Here is a 25896-nt window from a genome sequence, read left to right as displayed (position 1 = left end):
CGTGATCTCTCGAATCGATCTGCGCGGCGACGCCCTCCCCGAGGGCCCCGCTCTGCGCTCCCTGCTGCCCCGTGCCGACTTCGACGTCGCGGCCGCCCTGGAGAAGGTGCGGCCCATCTGCGAGGACGTGCATCATCGGGGCGACGCGGCGCTGATCGAGTACGCGGAGAAGTTCGACGGTGTCCGTCTCGACCGGGTCCGCGTCCCCGCCGCCGCGCTGACCGAGGCCCTGGCCGGCCTCGACCCGGCCGTGCGCGAGGCCCTGGAGGAGTCGATCCGGCGCGCCCGCGCCGTCCACCGCGCGCAGCGCCGGGCCCCGCACACCACACAGGTCGTGCCGGGCGGCTCGGTCACCGAGAAGTGGGTGCCCGTCGAGCGCGTCGGTCTGTACGCCCCCGGCGGCCGTTCCGTCTACCCCTCGTCCGTGATCATGAACGCGGTCCCGGCGCAGGAGGCGGGCGTCGAGTCGATGGCGCTCGCGTCCCCGCCGCAGGCCGACTTCGGCGGCCTGCCGCACCCGACGATCCTGGCGGCCTGCGCGCTGCTCGGCATCGACGAGGTGTACGCGGTCGGCGGCGCCCAGGCCGTCGCGATGTTCGCGCACGGCACCGAGAGCTGCGCCCCGGCCAACATGGTCACGGGCCCCGGCAACATCTGGGTCGCCGCGGCCAAGCGCTACTTCACCGGGCGCATCGGCATCGACACCGAGGCGGGCCCGACCGAGATCGCGGTCCTCGCCGACGACACCGCCGACGCGGCGCACGTCGCGTCCGACCTGATCAGCCAGGCCGAGCACGACCCGCTCGCGGCCGCGGTCCTGGTCACCGACTCCCTCGCGCTCGCCGACGCGGTCGTCAAGGAGCTGGAGCCGCAGGTCGCCGCCACCAAGCACGTCGAGGACCGGATCGCGCCCGCCCTCGCGGGCCGCCAGTCCGCGATCGTCCTGGTCGACGGCCTGGCGGAGGGCCTGAGGGTGGTCGACGCGTACGGCGCCGAGCACCTGGAGATCCAGACCGCGGACGCCACCGCCGTCGCCGACCGCGTCAAGAACGCCGGCGCGATCTTCGTCGGCCCCTGGGCGCCGGTCTCGCTCGGCGACTACTGCGCGGGCTCCAACCACGTCCTGCCGACCGGCGGCTGCGCCTGCCACTCCTCGGGGCTCAGCGTGCAGTCGTTCCTGCGCGGCATCCACATCGTGGACTACTCCCGCGAGGCCCTCGCCGATGTGGCGCACCACGTGGTGACGCTCGCCGAGGCCGAGGACCTGCCGGCGCACGGCGCGGCGGTCAAGGCCCGCTTCGGGTGGAAGGTGCCGGTGAGCAAGTGACCACCATCGACGACCTGCCCGTCCGCGACGAGCTGCGCGGCAAGTCCCCCTACGGCGCGCCCCAGCTCGACGTCCCCGTACGCCTGAACACCAACGAGAACCCCTACCCGCTGCCCGAGCCGCTGGTGGAGCGCATCGCCGAGCGGGTCCGCGCGGCCGCCCGCGACCTCAACCGCTACCCCGACCGGGACGCCGTCGAGCTGCGCACCGAGCTCGCCCGCTACCTCACCCGCACCGGCGGCCACGAGGTCACCCTCGCCAACGTCTGGGCGGCCAACGGCTCCAACGAGGTCATCCAGCAGCTGCTGCAGACCTTCGGCGGCCCCGGCCGCACGGCCATCGGCTTCGAGCCCTCGTACTCGATGCACGGCCTCATCGCGCGCGGCACCGGCACGGGCTGGATCTCCGGCCCGCGCCACGCCGACTTCACCATCGACGCGCGGGCCGCCCGGCGGGCCATCGCCGAGCACCGCCCCGACGTCGTCTTCATCACCACGCCCAACAACCCCACGGGCAACGCCGTCCCGGCCGCGACGGTCCTCGACCTGTACGAGGCCGCGCAGGCCGCCAAGCCGTCGCTGGTGGTCATCGACGAGGCGTACGTGGAGTTCAGCCACGGCGACTCGCTGCTCCCGCTGATCGAGGGGCGGCCGAACCTCGTCGTCTCGCGCACCATGTCGAAGGCGTTCGGCGCGGCGGGGCTGCGGCTCGGCTATCTCGCCGCGGACCCGGCGGTCGTGGACGCGGTGCAGCTGGTGCGCCTGCCGTACCACCTCTCGGCCGTCACCCAGGCCACCGCGCTCGCCGCCCTGGAGCACACCGACACGCTCCTGAAGTACGTGGAGCAGCTCAAGTCCGAGCGCGACCGCCTGGTCACCGAGCTGCGCGCGCTGGACTACGAAGTGACCGACTCCGACGCCAACTTCGTGCAGTTCGGGCGGTTCGACGGCGAGGGCGGCGCGCACGCGGTGTGGCAGCGGATCCTCGACCGGGGTGTCCTGGTACGGGACAACGGCGTGCCGGGATGGCTGCGCGTGTCCACCGGAACCCCCGAAGAAAACGACGCGTTCCTCGATGCGGTACGCGAACTGAAGAAGGAGCAGAGCGCATGACCCGCGAAGGCCGCGTCGGCAGAGTCGAACGCACCACCAAGGAGACGTCCGTCGTCGTCGAGATCGACCTCGACGGCACCGGCAAGGTCGATGTGTCGACCGGCGTCGGCTTCTACGACCACATGCTCGACCAGCTCGGCCGCCACGGCCTCTTCGACCTCACGGTCAAGACCGACGGCGACCTGCACATCGACACCCACCACACCATCGAGGACACCGCGCTGGCCCTCGGCGCCGCCTTCAAGCAGGCGCTCGGCGACAAGGTGGGCATCTACCGCTTCGGCAACTGCACCGTCCCGCTCGACGAGTCGCTCGCCCAGGTGACGGTCGACCTCAGCGGCCGCCCGTACCTCGTGCACACCGAGCCCGAGACCATGGCGCCGATGATCGGCACGTACGACACGACGATGACCCGGCACATCCTGGAGTCCTTCGTCGCCCAGGCGCAGATCGCCCTGCACGTGCACGTGCCCTACGGCCGCAACGCCCACCACATCGTGGAGTGCCAGTTCAAGGCGCTGGCCCGCGCGCTGCGGTACGCCTCGGAGCGCGACCCGCGCGCGGCCGGCATCCTTCCCTCCACGAAGGGCGCGCTGTAACCCATGACCGGTCTGAACACCATCCTGATCGTCGTCGGTCTCTTCCTGCTCGGCGGCATCATCTCCTTCGTCAAGCAGGGCATGCCGAAGAGCCTGATCACGCTGCTCTCCATCGGCGCCGCCATGTGTCTGGCCGCGGGCATCATGCGGCTCGACTACTGGAACTGACGGGAGGCGTCACCGACATGAGTACTCCTCGCAAGAAAGTGGTCGTCTTCGACTACGGCTTCGGCAACGTCCGCTCCGCCGAGCGCGCCCTCGCGCGCGCGGGCGCCGACGTCGAGATCACCCGCGACTACGACACGGCCATGAACGCCGACGGCCTGCTCGTGCCCGGCGTCGGCGCCTTCGCCGCCTGCATGCAGGGGCTCAAGGAGGCGCGCGGCGACTGGATCGTCGGGCGCAGGCTGGCCGGCGGGCGGCCCGTCATGGGCATCTGCGTCGGCATGCAGATCCTCTTCGCGCGCGGCATCGAGCACGGCGTGGAGACCGAGGGCCTCGACGAGTGGCCCGGCACGGTCGGCCCGCTGAAGGCCGAGATCGTCCCGCACATGGGCTGGAACACCGTCCGGGCCTCCGCGGGCTCCCCGCTCTTCAAGGGCCTGGACGACGACGCGCGCTTCTACTTCGTGCACTCCTACGCGGTGCACGAGTGGTCCCTCGAAGTGGCGAACCCGGCGATGCGCGCCCCGTACGTGCACTGGTCCACGCACGGCGAGCCCTTCGTGGCGGCCGTCGAGAACGGCGCGCTGAGCGCCACCCAGTTCCACCCCGAGAAGTCCGGCGACGCCGGCGCCCAGCTCCTCACCAACTGGATCGGAACCCTGTGAGCACCCTCGAACTCCTTCCCGCCGTCGACGTGCGCGACGGCCAGGCCGTACGCCTCGTCCACGGCGAGTCCGGCTCGGAGACCTCCTACGGCTCCCCGCTGGAGGCCGCCCTCGCCTGGCAGCGGTCGGGCGCCGAGTGGCTGCACCTGGTCGACCTGGACGCCGCGTTCGGCACCGGCGACAACCGCGAGCTGATCGCCCAGGTCGCGGGCGCCATGGACATCAAGGTCGAGCTGTCCGGCGGCATCCGCGACGACGACACGCTCGCCGCCGCCCTCGCCACCGGCTGCACCCGCGTCAACCTCGGCACCGCCGCCCTGGAGACCCCCGAGTGGGTCGCCAAGGTCATCGCCGAGCACGGCGACAAGATCGCGGTCGGCCTCGACGTGCGCGGCACCACGCTGCGCGGCCGCGGCTGGACCCGCGACGGCGGCGACCTCTACGAGACCCTGGCGCGCCTCGACACCGAGGGCTGCGCCCGCTACGTGGTCACCGACATCGCCAAGGACGGCACGCTGCAGGGCCCCAACCTGGAGCTCCTGAAGAATGTCTGCGCGGCGACGGACCGTCCCGTGGTGGCCTCCGGCGGCGTCTCGTCCCTGGACGACCTGCGCGCCATCGCCGAGCTCGTGCCGCTCGGCGTCGAGGGTTCCATCGTGGGCAAGGCGCTGTACGCCAAGGCGTTCACGCTGGAGGAAGCGCTGGAGGCCGTGGCGCGATGAGTGAGCTGCGACGAGTTCAGAGCGGGAGCCCCTGGGAAGAGGCCTTCGGTTTCGCCCGCGCCGTCGAGGCGGGCGACCGGGTCGTCGTCGGCGGCACCACCTCCTTCAAGGGCGACGTCCTGTACGGCGAGGGCGACCCGTACGAGCAGGCGCGGGTCGCGATGGCCAACGCGCTGGAGGCGATCGGCGAGCTCGGGCTCGGCGCCGACTCCGTGATCCGCACCCGGCTCCTGCTGACCCACGCGCGGGACGTCGACGCGGTGGGCCGCGCCCACCAGGAGGTCTTCGGATCGGTGCGGCCGGTCATGACGATGGCGGTCGTCTCCGGCTTCGTCGACTCGCGCATCCTGGTCGAAGTGGAACTGGAAGCCTTCCGAGGAGCCCCGGCATGACGCTCGCGGTACGCGTGATCCCCTGCCTGGACGTGGACGGCGGCCGGGTCGTCAAGGGGGTCAACTTCCAGAACCTGCGCGACGCGGGCGACCCCGTCGAGATGGCCAAGGTGTACGACGCGGAGGGCGCCGACGAGCTGACCTTCCTGGACATCACCGCGTCCTCCGGCGACCGCGAGACCACGTACGACGTGGTGCGCCGCACCGCCGAGCAGGTCTTCATCCCGCTCACGGTGGGCGGCGGCGTGCGCACCGCGGAGGACGTCGACAAACTGCTGCGCGCGGGCGCGGACAAGGTCGGCGTCAACACGGCCGCCATCGCGCGCCCCGAGCTGATCCGCGAGATCGCGGAGCGGTTCGGGCGCCAGGTGCTCGTGCTCTCCGTGGACGCGCGCCGCACCCCGACGGGGGGCTTCGAGGTGACGACCCACGGCGGCCGCAGGTCCGCCGGGATCGACGCGGTGGAGTGGGCGCACCGCGCCGCCGAGCTCGGCGCGGGCGAGATCCTGCTCAACTCGATGGACGCGGACGGCACGAAGGACGGCTACGACATCGAGATGATCGAGGCCGTCCGCAAGCACGTCTCGGTGCCGGTCATCGCCTCCGGTGGGGCGGGCCGCCTGGAGCACTTCCCGCCGGCCGTCGCGGCCGGCGCGGACGCGGTGCTCGCCGCGTCGGTCTTCCACTTCGGTGATCTGCGGATCGGCGAGGTCAAGGAGACGTTGCGGGGGGCGGGGCACGCGGTGCGGTAGCCCTGCGGTCGGCTTGCGGGCCCCGGTCACCCTGTGGTGGCCGGGGCCTTCTGCGTATCCGGCTCCGTGTCGGAGCGAAGGGAAAGTTGCGCAAAAACTGTTGCGCAAAAATAGTTGTGCAACTTTTCTTTCGTACCTACGGTGGAGGCATGGAGAACCGGCGCAGGATCACGGACCTCGACACCCTCAGGGCCTTCGGCCACCCGCTGCGGATGAAGCTGTACAGCACGCTGCGCGTGGGCGGCCCCGCGACCGCCTCGCAGCTCGCCGCGCAGGTCGACGAGGCGGTCTCACTGGTCAGCTACCACCTGCGCAAGCTCGCCGAGCCCGGCCTCATCGAGGAGGCCGCGACGCAGAGCGCGGACGCGCGGGAGCGGTGGTGGCAGGCCGCGCAGGACACGCTGAGCTTCCGCCACGAGGACTTCAAGGACACACCGGAGGGCGCGGCCACGCACGCCGCCGTCCTGCGCGGCCTCATCGCGCACCGCAGGGAGCAGTACGAGACCTACCTCGACCAGCAGGAGGCGTGGGGCGAGCAGTGGCGCACGGCCGCGGACCAGTCGGACTACCTCGCCCGGCTGAACCCCGCCGAACTCAGCGCCCTGAACGCCGAGATTCACGCACTGATCAGGAGCTACGAGGAGCGCGGCAAGGCGGCCGAGGCGGCCGGCGACACCGAGGGGCGCGAGCACGTCGCCGTGCACATGGCCAGCTTCCCCTTCCGGATTTGAACGGAGGCACCCCGTGACCACCGCGACAGCCACCCCGCTCGCACCCGACCGCCCGGCCCACCGCGACGCCAACGTCCTGCGCTGGCTCGGCGCCTACACCACGTCGATGGTCGGCGACGGCATCTACTTCGTCGCCCTCTCCTGGGCCGCGGCCCGCGGCGGCAGCCCCGGCCAGGCGGGCCTGGTCCTCGCTGTCGGCGCCTTCCCCCGCGCCGCCCTCATGCTCGGCGGGGGAGTCGTCGCCGACCGGTTCGGGCCGCGCCGCGTCGTCATCGGCAGCGACGCGGTCCGCTGCGCGGTGATCCTCACGGCCGCCGCACTGCTGCTCGCCGCCTCGCCCGGGATCTGGCTGCTCGCCGTCCTCGCGCTGGTCTTCGGCGCCGTCGACGCGCTCTTCCTGCCGAGCGTGGGCGCGCTGCCGCCGCGCCTCACGGCGCCCGGCCAGCTGGGCCGCGTCCAGGGCATGCGGGGGCTCGCGCAGCGGATCGCCACGGTGGTCGCCGCGCCGCTGGGCGGCCTCGCGGTGGCGTTCGGCGGTCCCGCCGCCGCGTTCGGCGCCGCCGGTGTCCTGTTCGCCCTCTCCCTCGTGCTGCTGGTCGCCGTACGGCTGCGCCCGCTGCCCGCCGACGACCGGGCGGTACGCGGCGGCTCGGCCCTGCGTGAACTCGCCGACGGGCTGCGCTACATCCGCGGCCACCGCGTCCTGGCCCCGCTGACGCTCGTGGCGGCGGTGACGGAGCTCGGCTTCGCGGGGCCCGCCAACATCGGCCTGGTGCTCCTCGCCGACGAGCGCGGCTGGGGTGCCTCGGGGATGGGGTGGATCATCGCGGGCTTCGGCGGCGGCGCGGGGCTCGCGGCCCTGCTGCTCGCCGTGCGGGGGCGGATACCCCGGGCCGGGGCGGTGCAGGCGGCGGGCATCGTCGCCGGCGCGGCCGCCCTCGCGGGCATCGGCTTCGCCCCCTCGGTCGCGGTGGCCACGGCGGCCGGGCTCTGCGTGGGGCTGTGCACCGGGCTCGGCGGCGCCCTGATCGCGGCGCTCACGCAGACCTTCACCGACCCCGCCTACCTGGGGCGCGTGACCTCCGTGTTCACCCTCTTCACCATGGGCGTCGCGCCGCTCTGCTACCCGGTCGTCGGCGCGGCGATCGGGGTGTGGGGCCTGGAGCCGGTGTACGCGGCCTGCGCGGCGCTGAGCGCGGCCGGCGGCGTCATCGGCCTCTGCTCAGGCCCCCTGCGCCGCGCCGAACTGCCCCGCTGAGCGGGGCAGCCGCACGGGCCGGGGGAGCCGCACGGGCCGGGGGAGCCTCACAGCCCCAGCTGCTTGGTCTCGTGCAGCGTCGCGATCGCGCTCTTGTCGCCGTCCAGCTCGACGTCGGCGACCTCCTGCCTGCCGTACGCGAACAGCAGCAGCTCCGCGGGCTCACCCGTGACCGTCACCACCGGCACGCCCCGGTGCGCCACCGCCGTCCGGCCGTCCGGGCGGCGCAGCACCAGGCCCACCGGCGCCTTGCGGCCCACCAGGCGGGCCGAGCGCTCCAGACGGGACCACAGGGCGTCCGCGAAGACCGGGTCGAGCACGCGCGGCGTCCAGCCGGGCCGCGCACGCCGCACGTCCTCGGTGTGGATGTAGAACTCCACGGCGTTCGCCGCCTCGTCGATCTGCTTGAGCGAGAAGGGCGAGAAGCGCGGCGGTCCGGTCCTGATGAGCTGGATCAGCTCCTCGTACGGCTTCGCGGCGAACTCGTCCTGCACCCGCTCCAGGCGCCCCGCCAGCTGCTTGATCAGCAGACCGCCCGCCGCGTCCGCGCGGCGCTCGCGCACCACCACGTGGGCGGCCAGATCCCGCGTCTTCCAGCCCTCGCACAGAGTCGGCGCCTCAGGGCCCTCCGCCTCCAACAGATCGGCGAGGAGAAGTCGTTCACGCTTCGCATGGGTCGACATGTCCGCCAGCCTACGACCGCGCGGCCGGTCCGCACAGTGGACGCCCGGCGGAAGCGCCCCACCAGAGCGGCACAATGGGCCCATGACCAGCGTCCCGCCGCCCAGCAGCAACCTCGCCCCGGACATCGCCGCGCGTCTCAAGCGCGGCGCCGACGGCCTCGTACCCGCCATCGCCCAGCAGTACGACACCGGTGAGGTGCTGATGCTCGGCTGGATGGACGACGAGGCGCTGCACCGCACCCTCACCACGGGCCGCTGCACCTACTGGTCGCGCAGCCGCCAGGAGTACTGGGTCAAGGGCGACACCTCCGGCCACTTCCAGTACGTCAAGGAGGTGGCGCTCGACTGCGACGCGGACACCGTCCTCGTCCAGGTCGACCAGGTCGGCCCCGCCTGCCACACCGGCACCCGGACCTGCTTCGACACCGACGTGCTCCCCGTGCAGCCCGTGCCCGGCGGACCCGCGCCCGGTCAGTAGGGTCTGCTGCCATGGACCTCGAGACCTTCCGCAAGCTGGCGGCCGACCGCCGCGTGATCCCCGTCAGCCGCAAACTCCTCGCGGACGGCGACACCCCCGTGGGCCTCTACCGCAAGCTCGCCGCCGAGCGCCCCGGCACCTTCCTCCTGGAGTCCGCGGAGAACGGCCGGTCCTGGTCCCGCTACTCCTTCGTCGGCGTGCGCAGCGCCGCCACCCTCACGGTCCGCGACGGCGAGGCCCACTGGCTCGGCACCCCGCCGGTCGGCGTGCCCACCACCGGCGACCCGCTCGAAGCGCTGCGCGCCACCGTCGGCATACTGCACACCCCGCGCGACCTGGTCGGCGCCGACCAGCTGCCGCCCTTCACCGGCGGCATGGTCGGCTACCTCGGCTACGACATCGTGCGCCGCCTGGAGAAGATCGGCCCCGGCGAACGGGACGACCTGCGCCTGCCCGAGCTGACCATGCTCCTCACCAGCGACCTCGCCGTCCTCGACCACTGGGACGGCTCGGTCCTGCTGATCGCCAACGCGATCAACCACAACGACCTGGAGACCGGCGTCGACGAGGCCCACGCCGACGCCGTCGCCCGCCTGGACGCCATGGAGGCCGACCTCTCCCGGCCGCTCTCCCAGCCCCCCGCCGCCCTGCCGCCCTCCGAGCTCCCCGCGTACACCGCCCTGTGGGGCGGCCCCCAGTACCAGGACGCCGTCGAGGACATCAAGGAGCGCATCCGGGCCGGCGAGGCCTTCCAGGTCGTGCCCTCGCAGCGCTTCGAGACCCCGTGCACGGCGAGCGCCCTCGACGTCTACCGCGTCCTGCGGGCCACCAACCCCTCGCCGTACATGTACCTGTTCCGCCTCGACGGGTTCGACGTGGTCGGCTCCTCGCCCGAGGCGCTCGTCAAGGTCGAGGACGGGCGGGCCATGGTCCACCCCATCGCCGGGACCCGGCACCGCGGCGCCACCCCGCAGGAGGACCAGGCGCTCGCCGACGAGCTGCTCGCCGACCCCAAGGAGCGCGCCGAGCACCTGATGCTCGTCGACCTGGGCCGCAACGACCTGGGCCGGGTCTGCGAGCCCGGCTCCGTCGAGGTCGTCGACTTCATGTCGATCGAGAAGTACTCGCACGTCATGCACATCGTGTCGACGGTCACCGGCCGGGTCGCCGAGGGCCGGACCGCCTTCGACGTGCTCACCGCCTGCTTTCCGGCCGGCACCCTCTCCGGCGCCCCCAAGCCGCGCGCCATGCAGATCATCGACGAGCTGGAGCCGTCCCGCCGCGGCCTGTACGGCGGCTGCGTCGGCTACCTCGACTTCGCGGGCGACTCCGACACCGCCATCGCCATCCGCACCGCCCTGCTCCGCGACGGCACGGCGTACGTGCAGGCAGGGGCCGGTGTCGTCGCCGACTCCGACCCCGTCGCCGAGGACACCGAGTGCCGGAACAAGGCCGCCGCGGTGCTGCGCGCCATCCACACCGCGAACCGGCTGCACGACGGTTTTGGCCGTGAGGGATAGTGGACGGGTGACTTCTGCCGTTCCTCCGCCCCGTATCGAGGCCGATGCCGAGAGCCCGGCCCAGCGCAGCAGCCGGCGCAGCATCGCCGCCGCGCTGCTGCTCGGCGCCGTCGGCGCCGCCCTCGCGCTGCTCGCCTCCCGCCAGGACTGGGCCCACGGCACCGCGTCGGTGGCCGGCGGCGACCTGCCGCTGACCGCCAGCGGCGGTGACGTCACCGGCGTGCCCGCGGCCCTCGCCATAGTCGGCCTCGCGGCCCTCGTCGCCGTCTTCGCGGTCCGCCGCACCGGCCGCATCCTGGTCTCCCTGCTGCTCACGCTCAGCGGCGGCGGCATCGTGGCCGCCGCGCTGCTCGGCGCGCGGGACAGCTCCGCGCTCGACGAGAAGGCCGCCACGGCCGCCGGTGACGCCGCCGCCACCATCCACGGCCTCAGCCACACCGGCTGGCCGTACGCGGCCGCCGCCGCCGGCGCGATGCTCCTGCTCGCCGGGCTGCTCGCGCTGACCTACGGCCGGTCCTGGCCCGCCATGTCGGGACGGTACGAACGAGACGGCACCCCGAGCCCCCGCAAGGCCCGCCGCGCCGTCGACCCCGAGCGGCCCGAGGAGCTGTGGAAGGCCCTCGACCGCGGCGAGGACCCGACGCGCGGAACATGACCCCCCGCGCTCGTGGCACCCGTGCGGGTACGGGACAATGTGACCGAGCGTCGGACACGTGGCGGGCTTCCCACCCACCGCCACGCACAGAGCAACGAGGAGCACATCAATGGCGGGCAGCCACGGACACACCCCGGCCGCTTGGACCGGTTCCATCATCGCCTTCATCGGTTTCTGCGTCGCCGGTGCCTTCATGGTGATGGCGAACGTGCCGGGCTTCTGGGCCGGCATGGCGATCATCGCCATCGGCGGCCTCGTGGGCGGTGCCATGCGCATGGCGGGCCTGGGCTCGGAGAAGCGCACGCCGCGCCGGACCGTGAGCTCCGAGAGCTGACCTCGACGTACGACAAGAGGCGGACCGGCGGGTGCCGGGGCCGCCTCTTTCGTGTGTCCGGCTCCCTCGCGGGATGCGCCCGGCCCGGCCGCCGGGCGACCCGCCCGGGCGCGCGGCACAATGCACGGGTGACCGCCGAACCCGGGAGCGCCGCACCCGCCGTCCTGACCCGCCTGCTCGTGCCGGCCGGCCTGCTCGCCGCGGTCGCCGCCGCCTTCGCCTACGTCGGCGCCGTCGACCCGAACGAACCCGGCCACTACCCCGCCTGCCCGCTGCTGCGCCTCACCGGCGTCTACTGCCCCGGCTGCGGCGGCCTGCGCAGCGCCCACGCCGTGGTCCACGGCGACCTCGCGGCGGCCCTCGGCGCCAACGCGCTCGCCGTCGCCGGGTACGCGCTCTTCGCCGTGGTGTGGGCCGTATGGGTGGTCAGGGAGGCCCGCGGACGGCCCGTGCGGATCGAGTTGGGGCCGGTGACGCTGTGGGGTTTCGGCGTCCTGGTGACGCTCTTCACCCTCGTACGCAATCTGCCGTTCGGGTCATGGCTGCATCCCTGAAACCGCAGGCCGCACGGGTGACGGCTGTCCAGGTCGTGGGACGGGCGTCAACCGGATGCGAAGCCTTCGCCCTCGTGCGGATACCATCGCAGTGACCAGCTTGAACGTCAGCTCAACCGTCAGGAAGGGGGCCGCTCGCGTGAGTGTGCTCGACGAGATCATCGACGGAGTCCGTGCCGACCTCGCGGAGCGGCAGGCGCGCGTCAGCCTCGACGAGCTCAAGGAGCGCGCGGCCAAGGCCCCCGCCGCCAAGGACGGCGCGGCGGCCCTGCGCGGCGACGGCGTCAAGGTCATCTGCGAGGTGAAGCGCTCCAGCCCCTCCAAGGGCGCGCTCGCCGCGATCGCCGACCCGGCGGGACTCGCCGCCGACTACGAGGCGGGCGGCGCCGCCGTCATCTCCGTGCTCACCGAGGAGCGCCGCTTCGGCGGCTCGCTCGCCGACCTGGAGGCCGTCCGGGCCAAGGTCGACATCCCGGTGCTCCGCAAGGACTTCATCGTCACCTCGTACCAGCTGTGGGAGGCCAGGGCGTACGGCGCCGACCTCGCGCTGCTGATCGTGGCCGCCCTGGACCAGCCCGCCCTGGAGTCGCTCATCGAGCGCGCCGAGTCGATCGGCCTCACGCCGATCGTCGAGGTGCACGACGAGGACGAGGCCGAGCGGGCCGTGGACGCGGGCGCCCGGGTGATCGGTGTGAACGCCCGCGACCTGAAGACCCTCAAGGTCGACCGCTCCACCTTCGCGCGCATCGCGCCCGAGCTGCCCGACAGCGTCGTCAAGATCGCCGAGTCCGGTGTGCGCGGCCCGCACGACCTGATCGCGTACGCCAACGAGGGCGCCGACGCGGTGCTCGTCGGGGAGTCCCTGGTCACCGGCGGCAACCCGAAGGCCGCGGTCTCCGACCTGGTCGCCGCGGGCACGCACCCCGCCCTGCGGCACGGACGGAGCTGACCCTCCCCGATGACCGCCTTCGCCCGCCTCGCACCCGGCTGCCGTCCCCGCGGCTGCCGGGCGCCCGCGCGGCGCGTGCGGGGCCGGCGGGTGCGGTACCACATCGGTGCGGAGCCGGGCCAGATCCCCGGCATGCGATGGCAGGGCGGCGCCTGAACTGAAGAGCCCCGCGCCGTTGCCGGCCAGGGTGTCGTCGCGACCGCGGCCCGTCATGGGCTTGTCGCGCAGTTCCCCGCGCCCCTGAGGGGCGCGCCCAGCCCCCGTCCTCATCGTCAGCTCTGGCAAGGATCTGTCATGCCCAGCGAGTACTTCATCCCCGACCCGGAGGGTCACATCCCCAGCGCCGAAGGGTACTTCGGCGCCTTTGGCGGCAAGTTCATCCCGGAGGCCCTCGTCGCCGCCGTGGACGAGGTCGCCGTCGAGTACGACAAGGCCAAGAACGACCCCGAGTTCGCCCGCGAGCTCGACGACCTCCTGGTCAACTACACCGGCCGCCCCAGCAGCCTCACCGAGGTGCCCCGCTTCGCCGAACACGCGGGCGGCGCCCGGGTGTTCCTCAAGCGCGAGGACCTGAACCACACCGGCTCGCACAAGATCAACAACGTGCTCGGCCAGGCCCTGCTCACCCGGCGGATGGGCAAGACCCGCGTCATCGCGGAGACCGGCGCCGGCCAGCACGGCGTCGCCACCGCCACCGCGTGCGCGCTCTTCGGCCTCGAATGCACCATCTACATGGGCGAGATCGACACCGAGCGCCAGGCCCTGAACGTGGCCCGGATGCGGATGCTCGGCGCCGAGGTCATCGCCGTGAAGTCCGGCAGCCGCACCCTGAAGGACGCCATCAACGAGGCGTTCCGCGACTGGGTCGCCAACGTGGACCGCACGCACTACCTCTTCGGCACCGTCGCGGGACCGCACCCCTTCCCCGCCATGGTCCGCGACTTCCACCGGGTCATCGGCGTCGAGGCCCGGCGGCAGATCCTGGAGCGCGCGGGACGTCTGCCCGACGCCGCCGTGGCCTGTGTGGGCGGCGGCTCCAACGCCATCGGCCTCTTCCACGCCTTCATCCCGGACGCCGGTGTCCGGCTCATCGGGTGCGAGCCCGCGGGCCACGGCATCGAGACCGGCGAGCACGCGGCCACGCTGACCGCGGGCGAGCCCGGCATCCTGCACGGCTCCCGGTCGTACGTCCTGCAGGACGAGGAGGGCCAGATCACCGAGCCCTACTCGATCTCCGCGGGGCTCGACTACCCCGGCATCGGCCCCGAGCACGCCTACCTCAAGGACAGCGGCCGCGGCGAGTACCGCGCGGTCACCGACGACGCCGCCATGCAGGCCCTGCGCCTGCTGTCGCGCACCGAGGGCATCATCCCGGCCATCGAGAGCGCCCACGCGCTCGCCGGCGCGCTCGACGTCGGCAAGGAGCTCGGCAAGGACGGCCTGATCGTCGTCAACCTCTCCGGGCGCGGCGACAAGGACATGGACACGGCCGCGCGCTACTTCGGCCTGTACGACACCGACGCCGCCGTCGAGGCGGACGCCGCGGCCACCGCGGAGATCGAGGGGGACGCCAAGTGAGCGGCAACATCAGGCTGTTGGACGAGACCCTGGCCGGCGCCAAGGCCGAGGGCCGCGCCGCCCTCATCGCCTACCTGCCCGCCGGCTTCCCGACCGTCGACGGCGGCATCGCGGCCGTCAAGGCGGTCTTCGACGGCGGCGCGGACGTGGTCGAGGTCGGCCTGCCGCACTCCGACCCGGTCCTCGACGGCCCGGTCATCCAGACCGCCGACGACATCGCGCTCAAGGCCGGCCTCAAGATCGCCGACGTGCTGCGCACGGTCCGCGAGGCGTACGAGGCGACCGGCAAGCCGGTGCTCGTCATGACGTACTGGAACCCGATCGACCGCTACGGCGTGGAGCGGTTCACCGCCGAGCTCGCCGAGGCGGGCGGCGCGGGCTGCATCCTGCCCGACCTGCCCGTCCAGGAGTCCGCGCTCTGGAGGGAGCACGCCGACAAGCACGACCTGGCGACGGTCTTCGTGGTCGCGCCGAGCAGCAAGGACGAGCGGCTCGCCACCATCACCGCGGCGGGCTCCGGCTTCGTCTACGCGGCGTCGCTGATGGGCGTCACGGGCACCCGTGAGTCCGTCGGGGAGCAGGCCCAGGACCTGGTGCGGCGCACCAAGGCCACCACCGGCCTGCCGGTCTGCGTCGGCCTCGGCGTCTCCAACGCCCGCCAGGCCGCCGAGGTCGCGGGCTTCGCCGACGGGGTGATCGTCGGCTCCGCGTTCGTGCAGCGGATGCTGGACGCGCCGGACGAGGCCGCGGGCCTGGCCGCCGTGCGCGCCCTCGCCGGTGACCTCTCGAACGGCGTACGCGGGACGTCGTAACCCGTACGGGTGGATATGGGACCGGGGAGGCACGCTCGTGCCTCCCCGGTTCGTTGGCGGGGTGTGAGCGAGAAGAACCGTGAGGAAAAGCGATCGGCCCGCGTGCGGCTGGCGGAAGAGCGAGAGCGGCAGAAGGCCCGCGACAAGAAGCGCCGTGCGCTGATCGTCGGGGCCGCCGTGGTCGGAGTCCTGGGCCTGGCCGCCGTGGTGGGGCTGCTCGCCGCGGGCTCGGGCGACGACAAGAGCGACTCGGCGGGCCCGTTGGCCATCCCCAAGGGGGCGACCGGCAAGGACCGGCTTGCGCTGCCGGCCGGCAAGGACGACGCCAAGTCGACCCTCACCGTGTGGGAGGACTTCCGCTGCCCGGCCTGCAAGGGGTTCGAGGACGGCTTCCGCTCGACGGTCCACGAGCTCACCGACAAGGGACAGCTCAAGGTGGAGTACCACCTGGCCACCCTCATCGACAGGAACCTCGGCGGCAGCGGCTCGCTGCGCGCGGCGAACGCCGCGGGCTGCGCCCAGGACGCCGGCAAGTTCCCGCCGTTCCACGACGTGCTCTACAAGAACCAGCCCGCGGAGACCGACGACGCGTTCGGCAGGAACGACAAGCTGATCGAGCTCGCCGGACAGGTCGACGGCCTCGACACCGCCGCCTTCAAGAAGTGCGTCGAGGACGGCAAGCACGACAGCTGGGTGCAGAAGTCCAACCAGGCGTTCCAGGACGCCAAGCTGCAGGGCACGCCCACCGTGCGCCTCGACGGCAAGGACATCTTCGGCGACCAGAGCAACCCGCTGACGCCCCAGAAGCTGAAGAAGATGGTGGAAGAGGCGAACCGGAGCTGACGCCCCGGCGGGTGGCGGGGGCGGCATGTCCGTGGCCTAAGGCGGCGTTCCTGTTATGGATACGTAGCCGGACCGGTTGCCGCCCCCGAGGCCCGGCACGGTAGCGTCGGACGCGTCATGGACCTTGCCTTCATTCCCAGTCCGTCGCGCGGTGTGGTCGAACTCGGACCCATCCCGTTGCGCGGCTATGCGTTCTGCATCATCATCGGCGTCTTCGTGGCCGTCTGGCTCGGCAACAAGCGGTGGATCGACCGCGGGGGCCGCGCAGGCACCGTGGCCGACATCGCCGTGTGGGCCGTGCCGTTCGGCCTCGTCGGCGGGCGTCTCTACCACGTGATCACGGACTACCAGCTGTACTTCAGCGACGGCCGTGACTGGGTGGACGCCTTCAAGATCTGGGAGGGCGGCCTCGGCATCTGGGGAGCGATCGCGCTCGGCGCGGTCGGCGCGTGGATCGGCTGCCGCCGCCGCGGCATCCCGCTGCCCGCCTGGGCCGACGCGCTGGCCCCGGGCATCGCCCTCGCCCAGGCCATCGGCCGCTGGGGCAACTGGTTCAACCAGGAGCTGTACGGCAAGCCCACGGATCTGCCCTGGGCGCTGAAGATCACGTCGGCGGAGGACGGCCGGGTCCCCGGCACCTACCACCCCACCTTCCTGTACGAGTCGTTGTGGTGCATCGGCGTCGCCGTCCTGGTCATCTGGGCCGACCGCCGCTTCAAGCTGGGCCACGGCCGGGCGTTCGCGCTGTACGTCGCCTCGTACTGCGCCGGGCGCGGCTGGATCGAGTACATGCGGGTCGACGACGCGCACCACGTGCTCGGCCTGCGGCTGAACGTGTGGACCGCCATCGTGGTGTTCCTCCTCGCGGTCGCCTACCTGGTGCTGTCCGCGCGGACCCGCCCCGGCCGCGAGGAGATCGTGGAGCCGGGCGCCGGCGCCGGCGCCTCCGGCGAGGATGACGGAGACGGTGCCGCCGCGAAGGCCGAGACCGGCACCGCGGCCGACACCAAGGCGGACGCCGAGGACGGCGCGAAGGTCGGCGCCGACGGCGAGGCGAAGAGCGCGGACAAGAGCGGCGCGAAGAGCGCGGGCAAGAGCGAGGCCAAGTCCGCCGACAAGAGCTGAGCCGACAGCGCTGAGACGTCGGTCGTACGTGGAGGGGCCCCGGATCCTGTGATCCGGGGCCCCTCGTGCGTACGGCGGGTGCCGTCACCTCCTGCGGGCCAGCGCGAGGATTCGTCGCGCGCCCTCCACCACCGCCGCGTCCACGAAGCGGCCGTCCGGCAGGGCCAGCGCGCCCTCGTCGGTCGCGGCCGCCTTGGTGATCTCCTCCGCCGTCTCGATCTCCTGTGCGGTGGGCAGATAGGCCCGCTCGATCACCGGCAGCTGGCGCGGGTGGATCGCCGCGCGGCCGAGGAAACCGAGGGCACGGCCCCGGGCGCACGAGGCGGCGAGGCCGTCCAGGTCGCGGATGTCCGGGTGGACCGACTGGGCGGGCGGGGCCAGGCCCGCGGCGCGCGCGGCGACCACTACGCGGGAGCGCGCCCAGTCCAGGCCCGCGTCCTCGCGCACCCCGAGGTCGGCGCGGAGGTCGGCCTCGCCGAGAGAGATGCCGTGCAGGGCGGGGTGCGCGGTGGCGATGGCGAAGGCGTGCTCCAGGCCGAGCGCCGACTCCAGGAGGGCGTGCAGGGCGGGGGCGCCGCCGCCGGAGGGGGCCGCGCGGTCGGCGACCCGGACGATCTCCGCGCGCGAGGTGACCTTGGGCAGGCGCAGGCCCGCCACGCCCTCCAGTGCGGCGACGGCCCGCAGGTCGGCCTCGGCGAGCGGGCCGTCCAGGGCGTTCACGCGGACGTGGACGGGGAGCGGCTGGGGGTCGGTGAGGAGCTCCGCCGTCGCGGCCCGCGCGTACTCCTTGCGGTCGGGCGCGACCGCGTCCTCCAGGTCGACGATCACCGCGTCGGCGCCCGCGTGGAGGGCCTTGGCGACCACGTCGGGCCGGTCCCCGGGAACGTACAGCCAGGTCAGGGGGGAGTGAGCGGTCACAGGGCGCCCTCCTTGCGCAGGGTGGTGATCTCCCGTTCGGTCAGGCCGAGTTCGGTGAGGACGGCGTCGGTGTCGGCGCCGTGCGGGCGGCCCGCCCAGTGGATCGCGCCCGGGGTCGCGGAGAGCCGGAAGAGGACGTTCTGCATGCGCAGCGGGCCGAGCTCCGGGTCGTCGACCGTGGTGAGCGTGTTCAGGGCGGCGTACTGCGGGTCGGTCATGACGTCGGTGACGTCCTGGACGGGGGCGACCGCGGCCTCCGCCTTCTCGAAGGCCTCGACGACCTCGTCCCGGGTGTGCCGGGCGATCCAGGCACCGACCGCACCGTCGAGGACGTCCGCGTGCGCCGCGCGGTCCGCGCCCGTCGCGAACCACGGCTCGGCGATCAGTTCGGGGCGGCCCACCAGGTGCATCACGCGTTCCGCGATCGACTGGGCCGAGGTGGAGACGGCGACCCACCTGCCGTCCGCCGTGCGGTAGGTGTTGCGGGGCGCGTTGTTGGTGGAGCGGTTGCCGGTGCGCGGCTGTACGTGGCCCAACTGGTCGTACCAGAGCGGCTGGGGGCCGAGGACCGTGAGGATCGGCTCGATGATCGCCATGTCCACCACCTGGCCCTGGCCCGTGCGGTCACGGGCCGCGAGCGCCGTCATCACCGCGTACGCCGTCGCCAGGCCCGCGATGGAGTCGGCGAGGCCGAACGGCGGCAGGGTCGGGGGGCCGTCCGGCTCGCCGGTGACCGCGGCGAAACCGCTCATCGCCTCGGCGAGCGTGCCGAATCCGGGGCGGCGTGAGTACGGTCCGAACTGGCCGAAGCCGGTGACGCGGGCCAGCACCAGACGCGGGTTGACCGCACTCAGCTCCGGCCAGCCGAGGTCCCACTTCTCCAGGGTGCCGGGGCGGAAGTTCTCCACGACCACGTCGGCGGTGGCGGCCAGGCGCAGCAGGGTGTCGCGGCCGCCCGGCGTCGACAGGTCGCAGGTCGTCGTGCGCTTGTTGCGGCCGAGCAGCTTCCACCACAGGCCGACGCCGTCCTTCGACGGGCCGTGGCCGCGGGAAGGATCGGGGCGCGTGGGGTGTTCGACCTTGATGACCTCCGCGCCGAAGTCGCCGAGCATCGTGGCGGCGAGGGGGCCCGCGAAGAGCGTGGCGAGGTCGAGGACGCGCAGGCCGGTGAGGGGAGCGGTCCCGGTGCCCTTCGCGGTGTGCGTGGGGTTCGTCGGCGGCGGGTTCGTGGTGTCCGTCATGGGCGGTACGCCTCCCGGGTGGCGGTGGCGGTGGCGGTGGTGGCAGGGGCGGTGGTGGCCAGGTCGGTGGTGATCTCCGCGAGGGTGTCGAAGCCGATGCCGTTGAAGTCGCCGACGGACGTGGCGAGCCGGTTCTTCAGTGGCGCCGTCCAGCGCTCGGGGAGCCGGTCGGGGTGCCCGGCGAGGAGTCCCGCGACCGAGCCCGCCGTCGCGCCGTTGGAGTCGGTGTCCCAGCCGCCGGAGACGGCGCGCGTGATGGAGCCCGTGAAGTCGCCGTCGGCGTGGGTGAGGGCGGCGGCGATGAGGGCGGCGTTGGGCGCGACGTGCACCCAGTGGTGGGTGGCGTACGCCGCGTGGAGGCGGTCCACGACCTCGTCGAACTCCCTTGTGGACTCTGCCAGTTGGATGCCCAGGCGAACGCCTCCGGCGAGTCGGCAATCCGGCGGTACGGCGGCGAGTCCGGCGCGCAGACAGTGGTGGACGTCCACGTCTCCGGCCGCCGCCTCGGCGATCGTGGCGGCCACGAACATCGCGCCGTACACGCCGTTGTCCGTGTGGGTCAGGGCGGCGTCGCGGCGGGCCTGCTCGGCGGCCGCGCCGGGCGCCCCGGGGTTGGTCCAGCCGTGCACGTCGGCGCGGATGAGGGCGCCGATCCACTCGCGGAAGGGGTTGTGGTGGGTGGCGGTGTGCGGGGGTTCGAGACCGTGCAGGAGATTGCGGTAGGCGACGCGTTCGGCGGTGAAGGTGCGGCCCGCGGGGAGTTCGTCGAGCCAGAGCCGCGCCACGTCCGCGGTGGTGAAGGACTTTCCGTGGCGCCGCAGCAGAAGCAGGTTCAGGAGCGGGTAGTTGAGGTCGTCGTCCTCGGGCATGCCGTCGATGTTCTCGGCGAGGGAGGTGGCGGCGGAGCGCCGGTTCCAGGGGTACGCCTCCCGGAGCTCGGGCGGGACACCGCGTTCGGTGAACCAGGTGGTCAGCGGCCAGTTGCCGGTCGCGGCCGCGAGCCTGCGCAGGCCGGCCAGCGGGAGCTTCTCGACGGGCTTGCCCAGCAGGCAGCCAGCGGCCCGCCCCAGCCAGGCGGCGTGCAGACGGCCGCGCAGGTCGGCCACCCGGTACGGGCGGCGCGGCCCCGCAGCGCCGCGCGCCACCACTCCCGGTGGGCCCGGCGGGGGTGTCAGCTCGTCGAGCAACTGCTCGGCCAGGGCGCGCAGTCGGGCCGGTACGGGGCCCGGGGAGGCGCCCGCGGTGGGCGGCGCCGGATGGCCGCCCGCCGCGAGCCAGCGGGCGCGCACGGAGGTGACGCAGCGGCCCTCCTGCTCGGCCTGCCGGAGTTCGTGGCCGATCAGGTCCTCCGGCTGGACCCAGGTGAGCCGGATCATCGCGCGGCCGTCAGCGACGCGAACGCGGACTCGTGGGCGCGGCGGCGGCGCACGTCACGGGCGAAGACCTCCTCGGCCACCGAGGCGAGCACCGTCGCCGGACCGTGCAGGTCGAGGCGGGAGGCCTCGGCGACCTGCCCGGCCCACTCGGCGGGCACCGCCGCCGCGCCGCGCAGGGCGCCCGCGAGCGCGCCGCTCATCGTGGCGATGGAGTCGCAGTCACGCCCGTAGTTGACCGAACCGAGCACGGTGCGGCGGTAGTCGGCCGCGCCGACCAGCAACATGCCCAGGGCGACGGGCAGTTCCTCGATGGTGTGCAGGCGGGAGGGGCGGCGGGCGCCGAGGGAGGGGGCGCGGTAGTCGGGGCCGACCGTGTCGAAGGGGGCGACGGCGGCCCGGATCGGGGCCAGCGCCGTCTCGAAGTCGGTGTGGCGCGCGGCGACTTCGGCCACCGCCTCGATCGCGGCGCGGGTGCCGTCCTTCGCCAGGGCGAGGCAGGCGTCGATCACGGAGGTGGGGGTCGCCCCGGGCGTGCAGGCCGCCGCCACCGCCGCGGCGAAGACGGCCGCCGCCTCACGCCCGTACGAGGACTGGTGGGCGCCCGCGATGTCCAGGGCCTCGGCGTAAGCGCCCCGCGGGTGGGCCGCGTTGACCAGGCCGACCGGGGCCATGTACATCGCCGCACCGCAGTTGACGATGTTGCCGGCGCCCGCCTCGCGCGGGTCGACGTGGCCGTAGTGCAGGCGGGCCACGAGCCACTTCTCGGCCAGGAAGACCCGGTGAAGGGGGAGCGCCTCGGCCTCCAGTTCCGGGATCCAGCGCGGGTTCGTCATCAGGTCGGGGACGAGGTGGTCGGCCACGGCGTAGGCGTCGAGGTGGTCGCGGACGGTGGCGTACACGCGGATCAGGGCGTGCGTCATCAAGGTGTCGTCGGTGACGTGCCCGTCGCCCTTGTGGTACGGGGCGATGGGGCGGGCGGTGCGCCAGCGGTCGCCGTTCCAGGGGCCGACGATGCCGTGGACCCGGCCGCCGTGGCGCTCGGCGATCTGCTCGGGCGCGTACCCCTCGACGGGCCCGCCGAGCGCGTCGCCGACGGCGGCGCCGACGAGGCTGCCGGTGATGCGGTCGGCGAGGGGCAGGTCGGCGGTGGGTGTCGTGGACGTGTTCGGGGTTCCGGGTGCCGTGGTCGTCATGTTCGGTGTGGTCCCTCCGGTGCGGTGCGTTCGGTGCGTTCGCGTTCGCGTTCGGTGCGGGCCGGGAGTTCCGTGTCCGCCAGGTGTCGGGCGAGTTCCACCAGGTCGGTGCCGGCGAGGCGGGGGAGCGCGCAGCCGGAGAGGGCGCGGCAGGCGTCGCGCCAGGCCTCGGGGATCGCGGCCGCGGTGCCGAGGACGCCGGTGAGGGCGCCGGTGAGCGCGGGCGCGGAGTCGGCGACGCGCGAGAGGCACGCGGCGGCGGGCACCGCCTCGCCGATACGGCCGCGGGCCGCGGTGGTCAGGGCGAGGGCGACCGGGACGGTCTCGGCGGCGGCGATGCCGTAGCTGTAGACGTGGTCGACGATCTGGTGCTCAAGGAGCGGTACGAGGGCGAAGGCGCCGTCGTCCGCCTGGGCGCGGGCCATCTTCACGGCGTGCCGGGCGTTCCTGCCGATCTCCGTGTGCCCGGGGAGCTGGTCGAGGGCGGCGTCCACCGCGGTGTCGACGTCGGGGTCGACGAGGGCGACGGCGATCGCCGCGGCCATCGCGCGGGCGCCGTGCGTGCCGTCGCCGTCCTGGGTGTAGCGGGCGTCGAACTCGGCGAGGTCGGCGGCCGGTTGGGGGTCGCCGGGGTGGACGAGGGCGAGGACGCAGGCGCGTACGCAGGCCGCGTCGTCGAAGTAGTGCGGGTTGTCGTGGCCGGTGGCGGGCGGGCGCAGGCCGGCGGCGAGATTGCCGAGGCCCGCGCGTACGGAGATGCGGGCGCGCAGGGGGAGGACGGCGGACTCGACCTCGGGGGCGCGGGCCGCGGCGGCGGCGATCTCGGCGGCGAGGGTGTTCCAGGCGAGGTCGAGGGCGGCGCGGACGCGGCGGTCCGCGGACAGGTGCGGGTCCAGGGTGCCGTCCGCTGCGCGGAGCAGGGACTCGGCGGTGAACGCCGCCCATTCGGCGTCGTCGGAGGGACCGAGGCGGAGGGGTTCCGGGGGTTGGTTCAGGGCGATGGGGACGGGGAGGGTGGTGGTGGCGTTCTGCTCGGCGAAGGTGTCGAGTTCGCGGGTGAGGCGGCGTGTCCACTCGGGCATGCGGGTTGCTCGGTGCCGGGCGGCGGGCCACCCGGCGGCGTCGCCTGCGGCGAGGCCGAGGAGGAGTCCTTCGGCGGGGACGGGGTGCCTTCGGCCGAGGCCTCCGCTTTTGGTGCCCGGCACCGGGGGCTGTGCGCTTCTTCGGCCGGTGCCACGGGTGGGGTTGCCCGGTGCCGTGGGTTGTGAGCTTCGGCTGGTGCGACGGTTGGCGTTGCCCGGCGCCGTGGGCTGTGCGCTTTGGCTGGTGCGACGGTTGGCGTTGCCCGGCGCCGTGGGCTGTGCGCTTTGGCTGGTGCCACCGTTCTCGCCCCCCGGCGCCGGGGGCTGTGCCCACCCGTTCCTCCCCCAGTGCCTCAAGGGCCTGGGGGGACCCCCAGCGGAACGCCTGCCCACAGCGGGGGTGGCTGGGGCGGAATGCCTGCCCACAGCCGGGGCGGCTGGGGCGGAACGCCTGTCCACAGCGGGGACGGCCGGGGTGGGGTGGCTGCCCACAGCGGGGACGGGGGCGGCGGGGGCCGGGGTGCCTGGGGTACTGGGCGGTGCGGGGTGAACGGGTGGGTGGGTGGGAATGGTCCGCCGCGGAGCGGCGGGGTTTGGGGTACTGGACGGTGCGGGGTGAACGGGTGGGTGGGTGGGAGTGATCCGCCGCGGAGCGGCGGGACTGGGGGTGCTGGACGCGGCGGGGCTGGGGGTGCTGGACGCGGCGGGGCTGGGGGTGCTGGACGCGGCGGGGCTGGGGGTGCTGGACGCGGCGGGGCCGGGGGTGTTGGGCGGAGCCGCGGGGTCGGGGGACGTCTCGTCGGGGGTCATGTGGCAGACCCCGCAGGGGTCAGGAGGTCGGCCACGTCAAGGACGTGGTGCCCCCGCATCGACGGCAGACAACTGCCCCGCGCCGCCCCGATCACCGCCGACCAGGGCGGCGGAATCGCCGAGGCGCCACACGTGGCGCCGGAGAGCGCCCCCGCCACCGCCGCCGTCGTATCCGCGTCCCGCCCCATGTTCACTGCCGTGAGCACCGCGCAGCGAAAGTCGCCGCGCGCCACCGCGTACGCGCCGAACGCCAGGCCCACCGCCTCCGGCGCGAGGTCCGTCCACGGGTAGCCGCCGATGACCACCGCGGAGCGGACCGCCCGTTCGCCCTCGTGCGCGACCGCCACCGCGCGCCGCAGGGAGCGGGCCGTCCAGCAGTCGTCCGGGATGACGGAGAGGGCCGCCGCCACCACGGCGTCCACCCGCGCCCCCGCCATCGCCGCCGCGACCCCCGCCGCCACCGCCTGGCCGCCGTAGATGCCCTCGCCGTCATGGCTGACGGAGCCGTCGACGGCGACGAGGCGGGCCGCCTCGTGCGGGCGGCCCGCGGCGAAGACGCCGAACGGCGCGGCCCGCATCGCCAGGCCGTCGCTCCAGGCGTGCCGGTGCTGGGCGGAGATGGGGGCGGCGAGGCCCCGGCGCAGGTTCTCCAGGGTGCCGCGTTCGCTGAAGCCCGCGCCGCGGAACGGTCCCTCGTCGAGGTCCGCGATCCACTCGTGCCAGGCCGTCTCGACGTGCGCGACCGTCAGCGCGGAGCCGTGCCGGGCGAGCAGCAGTCCGGAGAAGATCGCGTACTCGGTGTCGTCGGTGCCGGCCGGGTGCTCGGCCACGTACCCCGTGATCCGGCCCCAACGGCGGCGGATCTCGGACGGTTTCATGTTCTCGGCGGGGGCGCCGAGCGCGTCGCCGACCGCGAGGCCGAGCAGCGCGCCGCGCGCCCGCTCGCGGAGGTCGTCGGCGTCGCCGGGGGCCGGGGCCGAGGGAACGCATGCGGTGGACGCCATGCCGTGCCTCCCTTGTGCGCGGTGGGGCGCGGAAGTGTGCGGACCGCTGGATGCGGTGCTTGGTGCATCCCTGCCACGCGGCGCGCTCAGAAGAGCATGAAGGGGCTCAGATCACCCCTTCGCTCGTCCCGGTGGGCGCCTCCGAGCCATCGGGCGATACCTCCGCGACTCCCTCCACGCGGCGCGTTTTCGCAGGTAAGTACGGCCTTCCTTGCTGGCGGGAGATTTTTTTCGCGCGTACTTTCGAGATCGTCCAACCACGCACGAGGGGGCTCACCATGGCGATCATCGAGACCGAAGCGACGCTGCACGAGGCGCACCGCGACAACCACACCCACCGCGACGTGAACGGCGGCTGGCTGCGCCCCGCGGTCTTCGGGGCGATGGACGGCCTGGTCTCCAACCTGGCCCTGATGACCGGCGTGGCGGGCGGCGCCGTCTCGCGCGAGACCATCGTCATCACCGGCCTGGCGGGCCTCGCCGCCGGTGCCTTCTCCATGGCGGCGGGCGAGTACACCTCCGTGGCCTCCCAGCGCGAGCTCGTCGAGGCGGAACTGGACGTCGAGCGCCGTGAGTTGCGCAAGCACCCCGCGGACGAGGAGCGCGAGCTCGCCGAGCTGTACGCGTCGCGCGGCGTCGAGCCCGAGCTGGCCCGCGAGGTCGCCCGGCAGCTCTCCAAGGACCCCGAGCAGGCCCTGGAGATCCACGCCCGCGAGGAGCTCGGCATCGACCCGGGCGACCTGCCCTCGCCGACCGTCGCCGCCGTCTCGTCCTTCGGCTCCTTCGCGCTCGGCGCCCTGCTGCCCCTCCTGCCGTACCTGCTGGGCGCCACCGTGCTGTGGCCCGCCCTGCTGCTCGCGCTGATCGGGCTCTTCGCCTGCGGCGCGGTGGTGGCGAAGGTGACCGCGCGCTCCTGGTGGTTCAGCGGTCTGCGGCAGCTCGCGCTCGGTGGCGCGGCGGCCGGTGTGACGTACGCCCTGGGCACTCTGTTCGGTACGGCCGTAGGATGAGGCGCTGC

At 73.7% G+C, this 25896-nt stretch carries 29 protein-coding genes; 22 read left to right on the top strand and 7 right to left on the bottom strand.

Features of this window, described 5'->3' with window-relative positions; all coding sequences use genetic code 11:
- Position 1 precedes the first annotated feature (1 nt).
- The 10 genes from hisD (at position 2) to ACFYO9_RS12785 (ending at position 7723) form a co-directional block, all read left to right on the top strand.
- Positions 2 to 1327: a histidinol dehydrogenase gene (gene hisD / locus ACFYO9_RS12830; protein WP_358777411.1), complete on the top strand. Its 1326-nt coding sequence runs from the start codon at positions 2 to 4 to the stop codon at positions 1325 to 1327.
- Complete coding sequence (locus ACFYO9_RS12825) at positions 1324 to 2439, top strand: histidinol-phosphate transaminase (protein ID WP_355813486.1); 1116 nt, start codon at positions 1324 to 1326, stop codon at positions 2437 to 2439. Before hisD ends, ACFYO9_RS12825 begins: the two co-directional genes overlap by 4 nt.
- Entirely contained in the window at positions 2436 to 3038 is a 603-nt protein-coding gene (hisB, locus tag ACFYO9_RS12820; RefSeq protein ID WP_355813483.1) for an imidazoleglycerol-phosphate dehydratase HisB, read from the top strand. Before ACFYO9_RS12825 ends, hisB begins: the two co-directional genes overlap by 4 nt.
- Positions 3039 to 3041: 3 nt before the next feature.
- On the top strand, positions 3042 to 3206 hold the full coding sequence (locus tag ACFYO9_RS12815) for a hypothetical protein (protein ID WP_355813480.1): 165 nt from the start codon (positions 3042 to 3044) through the stop codon (positions 3204 to 3206).
- Between the two features lie 17 nt (positions 3207 to 3223).
- Positions 3224 to 3868: an imidazole glycerol phosphate synthase subunit HisH gene (hisH, locus tag ACFYO9_RS12810; protein ID WP_358777410.1), complete on the top strand. Its 645-nt coding sequence runs from the start codon at positions 3224 to 3226 to the stop codon at positions 3866 to 3868.
- Complete coding sequence (gene priA / locus ACFYO9_RS12805; protein WP_355813475.1) at positions 3865 to 4590, top strand: bifunctional 1-(5-phosphoribosyl)-5-((5-phosphoribosylamino)methylideneamino)imidazole-4-carboxamide isomerase/phosphoribosylanthranilate isomerase PriA; 726 nt, start codon at positions 3865 to 3867, stop codon at positions 4588 to 4590. Before hisH ends, priA begins: the two co-directional genes overlap by 4 nt.
- On the top strand, positions 4587 to 4982 hold the full coding sequence (locus ACFYO9_RS12800; RefSeq protein ID WP_358777409.1) for a RidA family protein: 396 nt from the start codon (positions 4587 to 4589) through the stop codon (positions 4980 to 4982). Before priA ends, ACFYO9_RS12800 begins: the two co-directional genes overlap by 4 nt.
- A complete protein-coding gene (gene hisF / locus ACFYO9_RS12795) occupies positions 4979 to 5734 on the top strand; it encodes an imidazole glycerol phosphate synthase subunit HisF (RefSeq protein ID WP_358777408.1) in 756 nt (251 codons plus the stop codon). Before ACFYO9_RS12800 ends, hisF begins: the two co-directional genes overlap by 4 nt.
- A 149-nt stretch (positions 5735 to 5883) precedes the next feature.
- Positions 5884 to 6465, top strand: coding sequence for a helix-turn-helix domain-containing protein (locus tag ACFYO9_RS12790; RefSeq protein WP_358777407.1), 582 nt, complete (start codon positions 5884 to 5886; stop codon positions 6463 to 6465).
- 13 nt (positions 6466 to 6478) lie between these two features.
- Positions 6479 to 7723 (top strand): MFS transporter, encoded by a 1245-nt coding sequence (locus tag ACFYO9_RS12785; protein WP_358777406.1) that lies wholly within the window; start codon positions 6479 to 6481, stop codon positions 7721 to 7723.
- Positions 7724 to 7770: 47 nt separating this feature from the next.
- Here the strand turns inward: ACFYO9_RS12785 and ACFYO9_RS12780 are convergent, their stop codons facing one another.
- Positions 7771 to 8406 (bottom strand): TIGR03085 family metal-binding protein, encoded by a 636-nt coding sequence (locus ACFYO9_RS12780; protein WP_355813463.1) that lies wholly within the window; start codon positions 8404 to 8406, stop codon positions 7771 to 7773.
- A gap of 82 nt (positions 8407 to 8488) precedes the next feature.
- Here ACFYO9_RS12780 and hisI point away from each other — a divergent pair, with 82 nt between their 5' ends.
- The 11 genes from hisI (at position 8489) to lgt (ending at position 17254) form a co-directional block, all read left to right on the top strand.
- Positions 8489 to 8884: a phosphoribosyl-AMP cyclohydrolase gene (gene hisI, locus ACFYO9_RS12775; RefSeq protein ID WP_355813460.1), complete on the top strand. Its 396-nt coding sequence runs from the start codon at positions 8489 to 8491 to the stop codon at positions 8882 to 8884.
- A gap of 11 nt (positions 8885 to 8895) precedes the next feature.
- Entirely contained in the window at positions 8896 to 10404 is a 1509-nt protein-coding gene (locus tag ACFYO9_RS12770) for an anthranilate synthase component I (protein ID WP_358777405.1), read from the top strand.
- A gap of 7 nt (positions 10405 to 10411) precedes the next feature.
- The gene (locus ACFYO9_RS12765) at positions 10412 to 11059 is read left to right on the top strand and encodes a TIGR02234 family membrane protein (protein ID WP_358777404.1); all 648 of its coding nucleotides are present in this window, start codon (positions 10412 to 10414) and stop codon (positions 11057 to 11059) included.
- A gap of 109 nt (positions 11060 to 11168) precedes the next feature.
- Positions 11169 to 11393 (top strand): HGxxPAAW family protein, encoded by a 225-nt coding sequence (locus ACFYO9_RS12760; protein ID WP_355813452.1) that lies wholly within the window; start codon positions 11169 to 11171, stop codon positions 11391 to 11393.
- A gap of 128 nt (positions 11394 to 11521) precedes the next feature.
- The gene (locus ACFYO9_RS12755; protein ID WP_358777403.1) at positions 11522 to 11947 is read left to right on the top strand and encodes a DUF2752 domain-containing protein; all 426 of its coding nucleotides are present in this window, start codon (positions 11522 to 11524) and stop codon (positions 11945 to 11947) included.
- Between the two features lie 139 nt (positions 11948 to 12086).
- The gene (trpC, locus tag ACFYO9_RS12750; RefSeq protein WP_355813446.1) at positions 12087 to 12896 is read left to right on the top strand and encodes an indole-3-glycerol phosphate synthase TrpC; all 810 of its coding nucleotides are present in this window, start codon (positions 12087 to 12089) and stop codon (positions 12894 to 12896) included.
- Positions 12897 to 12905: 9 nt separating this feature from the next.
- The gene (gene trpM, locus ACFYO9_RS12745) at positions 12906 to 13052 is read left to right on the top strand and encodes a tryptophan biosynthesis modulator TrpM (protein ID WP_199843006.1); all 147 of its coding nucleotides are present in this window, start codon (positions 12906 to 12908) and stop codon (positions 13050 to 13052) included.
- Positions 13053 to 13190: 138 nt separating this feature from the next.
- A complete protein-coding gene (gene trpB / locus ACFYO9_RS12740; RefSeq protein WP_358777402.1) occupies positions 13191 to 14474 on the top strand; it encodes a tryptophan synthase subunit beta in 1284 nt (427 codons plus the stop codon).
- Complete coding sequence (trpA, locus tag ACFYO9_RS12735) at positions 14471 to 15286, top strand: tryptophan synthase subunit alpha (RefSeq protein WP_358777401.1); 816 nt, start codon at positions 14471 to 14473, stop codon at positions 15284 to 15286. Before trpB ends, trpA begins: the two co-directional genes overlap by 4 nt.
- Before the next feature lie 63 nt (positions 15287 to 15349).
- Positions 15350 to 16129 carry a thioredoxin domain-containing protein gene (locus tag ACFYO9_RS12730; protein ID WP_358777400.1) on the top strand — a complete coding sequence of 260 codons (780 nt, stop codon included), beginning with the start codon at positions 15350 to 15352 and terminating at the stop codon, positions 16127 to 16129.
- Positions 16130 to 16246: 117 nt separating this feature from the next.
- Positions 16247 to 17254 carry a prolipoprotein diacylglyceryl transferase gene (lgt, locus tag ACFYO9_RS12725; protein ID WP_358777399.1) on the top strand — a complete coding sequence of 336 codons (1008 nt, stop codon included), beginning with the start codon at positions 16247 to 16249 and terminating at the stop codon, positions 17252 to 17254.
- A gap of 84 nt (positions 17255 to 17338) precedes the next feature.
- Here the strand turns inward: lgt and ACFYO9_RS12720 are convergent, their stop codons facing one another.
- The 6 genes from ACFYO9_RS12720 to ACFYO9_RS12695 all read right to left on the bottom strand — a co-directional run bounded on the left by ACFYO9_RS12720 (position 17339) and on the right by ACFYO9_RS12695 (position 24878).
- Positions 17339 to 18172, bottom strand: coding sequence for a CoA ester lyase (locus ACFYO9_RS12720; protein ID WP_355813432.1), 834 nt, complete (start codon positions 18170 to 18172; stop codon positions 17339 to 17341).
- Positions 18169 to 19413 (bottom strand): CoA transferase, encoded by a 1245-nt coding sequence (locus tag ACFYO9_RS12715; RefSeq protein ID WP_358777398.1) that lies wholly within the window; start codon positions 19411 to 19413, stop codon positions 18169 to 18171. Before ACFYO9_RS12715 ends, ACFYO9_RS12720 begins: the two co-directional genes overlap by 4 nt.
- Positions 19410 to 20789 carry an ADP-ribosylglycohydrolase family protein gene (locus ACFYO9_RS12710; RefSeq protein WP_358777397.1) on the bottom strand — a complete coding sequence of 460 codons (1380 nt, stop codon included), beginning with the start codon at positions 20787 to 20789 and terminating at the stop codon, positions 19410 to 19412. Before ACFYO9_RS12710 ends, ACFYO9_RS12715 begins: the two co-directional genes overlap by 4 nt.
- Positions 20786 to 21982 carry an ADP-ribosylglycohydrolase family protein gene (locus ACFYO9_RS12705; protein ID WP_358777396.1) on the bottom strand — a complete coding sequence of 399 codons (1197 nt, stop codon included), beginning with the start codon at positions 21980 to 21982 and terminating at the stop codon, positions 20786 to 20788. Before ACFYO9_RS12705 ends, ACFYO9_RS12710 begins: the two co-directional genes overlap by 4 nt.
- Positions 21979 to 23523: an ADP-ribosylglycohydrolase family protein gene (locus ACFYO9_RS12700; RefSeq protein WP_388666241.1), complete on the bottom strand. Its 1545-nt coding sequence runs from the start codon at positions 23521 to 23523 to the stop codon at positions 21979 to 21981. Before ACFYO9_RS12700 ends, ACFYO9_RS12705 begins: the two co-directional genes overlap by 4 nt.
- A 347-nt stretch (positions 23524 to 23870) precedes the next feature.
- The gene (locus ACFYO9_RS12695; RefSeq protein ID WP_358778492.1) at positions 23871 to 24878 is read right to left on the bottom strand and encodes an ADP-ribosylglycohydrolase family protein; all 1008 of its coding nucleotides are present in this window, start codon (positions 24876 to 24878) and stop codon (positions 23871 to 23873) included.
- A gap of 278 nt (positions 24879 to 25156) precedes the next feature.
- On the opposite strand from ACFYO9_RS12695, the gene ACFYO9_RS12690 reads away from it, so the two are divergent.
- Complete coding sequence (locus tag ACFYO9_RS12690) at positions 25157 to 25888, top strand: VIT1/CCC1 transporter family protein (protein WP_358710725.1); 732 nt, start codon at positions 25157 to 25159, stop codon at positions 25886 to 25888.
- Positions 25889 to 25896 lie beyond the last annotated feature (8 nt).

The organism is Streptomyces sp. NPDC005863 (genome assembly GCF_042871345.1).
In the GTDB taxonomy this organism is placed as follows: Bacteria; Actinomycetota; Actinomycetes; order Streptomycetales; family Streptomycetaceae; genus Streptomyces.
This window is presented reverse-complemented; position numbering and strand designations above follow the sequence as displayed.

What these genes read in the sequence shown, in the direction of transcription:
- ACFYO9_RS12790 (WP_358777407.1), top strand. Translation starts at nt 5,884, where the DNA reads ATGGAGAACCGGCGCAGGATCACGGACCTCGACACCCTCAGGGCCTTC.
- hisH (WP_358777410.1), top strand. Translation starts at nt 3,224, where the DNA reads ATGAGTACTCCTCGCAAGAAAGTGGTCGTCTTCGACTACGGCTTCGGC.
- ACFYO9_RS12780 (WP_355813463.1), bottom strand. Translation starts at nt 8,406, where the DNA reads ATGTCGACCCATGCGAAGCGTGAACGACTTCTCCTCGCCGATCTGTTG.
- lgt (WP_358777399.1), top strand. Translation starts at nt 16,247, where the DNA reads ATGGACCTTGCCTTCATTCCCAGTCCGTCGCGCGGTGTGGTCGAACTC.
- ACFYO9_RS12770 (WP_358777405.1), top strand. Translation starts at nt 8,896, where the DNA reads ATGGACCTCGAGACCTTCCGCAAGCTGGCGGCCGACCGCCGCGTGATC.
- hisB (WP_355813483.1), top strand. Translation starts at nt 2,436, where the DNA reads ATGACCCGCGAAGGCCGCGTCGGCAGAGTCGAACGCACCACCAAGGAG.
- ACFYO9_RS12760 (WP_355813452.1), top strand. Translation starts at nt 11,169, where the DNA reads ATGGCGGGCAGCCACGGACACACCCCGGCCGCTTGGACCGGTTCCATC.
- hisI (WP_355813460.1), top strand. Translation starts at nt 8,489, where the DNA reads ATGACCAGCGTCCCGCCGCCCAGCAGCAACCTCGCCCCGGACATCGCC.
- ACFYO9_RS12815 (WP_355813480.1), top strand. Translation starts at nt 3,042, where the DNA reads ATGACCGGTCTGAACACCATCCTGATCGTCGTCGGTCTCTTCCTGCTC.
- hisF (WP_358777408.1), top strand. Translation starts at nt 4,979, where the DNA reads ATGACGCTCGCGGTACGCGTGATCCCCTGCCTGGACGTGGACGGCGGC.
- ACFYO9_RS12705 (WP_358777396.1), bottom strand. Translation starts at nt 21,982, where the DNA reads ATGACGACCACGGCACCCGGAACCCCGAACACGTCCACGACACCCACC.
- ACFYO9_RS12695 (WP_358778492.1), bottom strand. Translation starts at nt 24,878, where the DNA reads ATGGCGTCCACCGCATGCGTTCCCTCGGCCCCGGCCCCCGGCGACGCC.
- trpM (WP_199843006.1), top strand. Translation starts at nt 12,906, where the DNA reads ATGACCGCCTTCGCCCGCCTCGCACCCGGCTGCCGTCCCCGCGGCTGC.
- ACFYO9_RS12690 (WP_358710725.1), top strand. Translation starts at nt 25,157, where the DNA reads ATGGCGATCATCGAGACCGAAGCGACGCTGCACGAGGCGCACCGCGAC.
- trpB (WP_358777402.1), top strand. Translation starts at nt 13,191, where the DNA reads ATGCCCAGCGAGTACTTCATCCCCGACCCGGAGGGTCACATCCCCAGC.
- ACFYO9_RS12710 (WP_358777397.1), bottom strand. Translation starts at nt 20,789, where the DNA reads ATGATCCGGCTCACCTGGGTCCAGCCGGAGGACCTGATCGGCCACGAA.
- ACFYO9_RS12800 (WP_358777409.1), top strand. Translation starts at nt 4,587, where the DNA reads ATGAGTGAGCTGCGACGAGTTCAGAGCGGGAGCCCCTGGGAAGAGGCC.
- ACFYO9_RS12715 (WP_358777398.1), bottom strand. Translation starts at nt 19,413, where the DNA reads ATGACGGACACCACGAACCCGCCGCCGACGAACCCCACGCACACCGCG.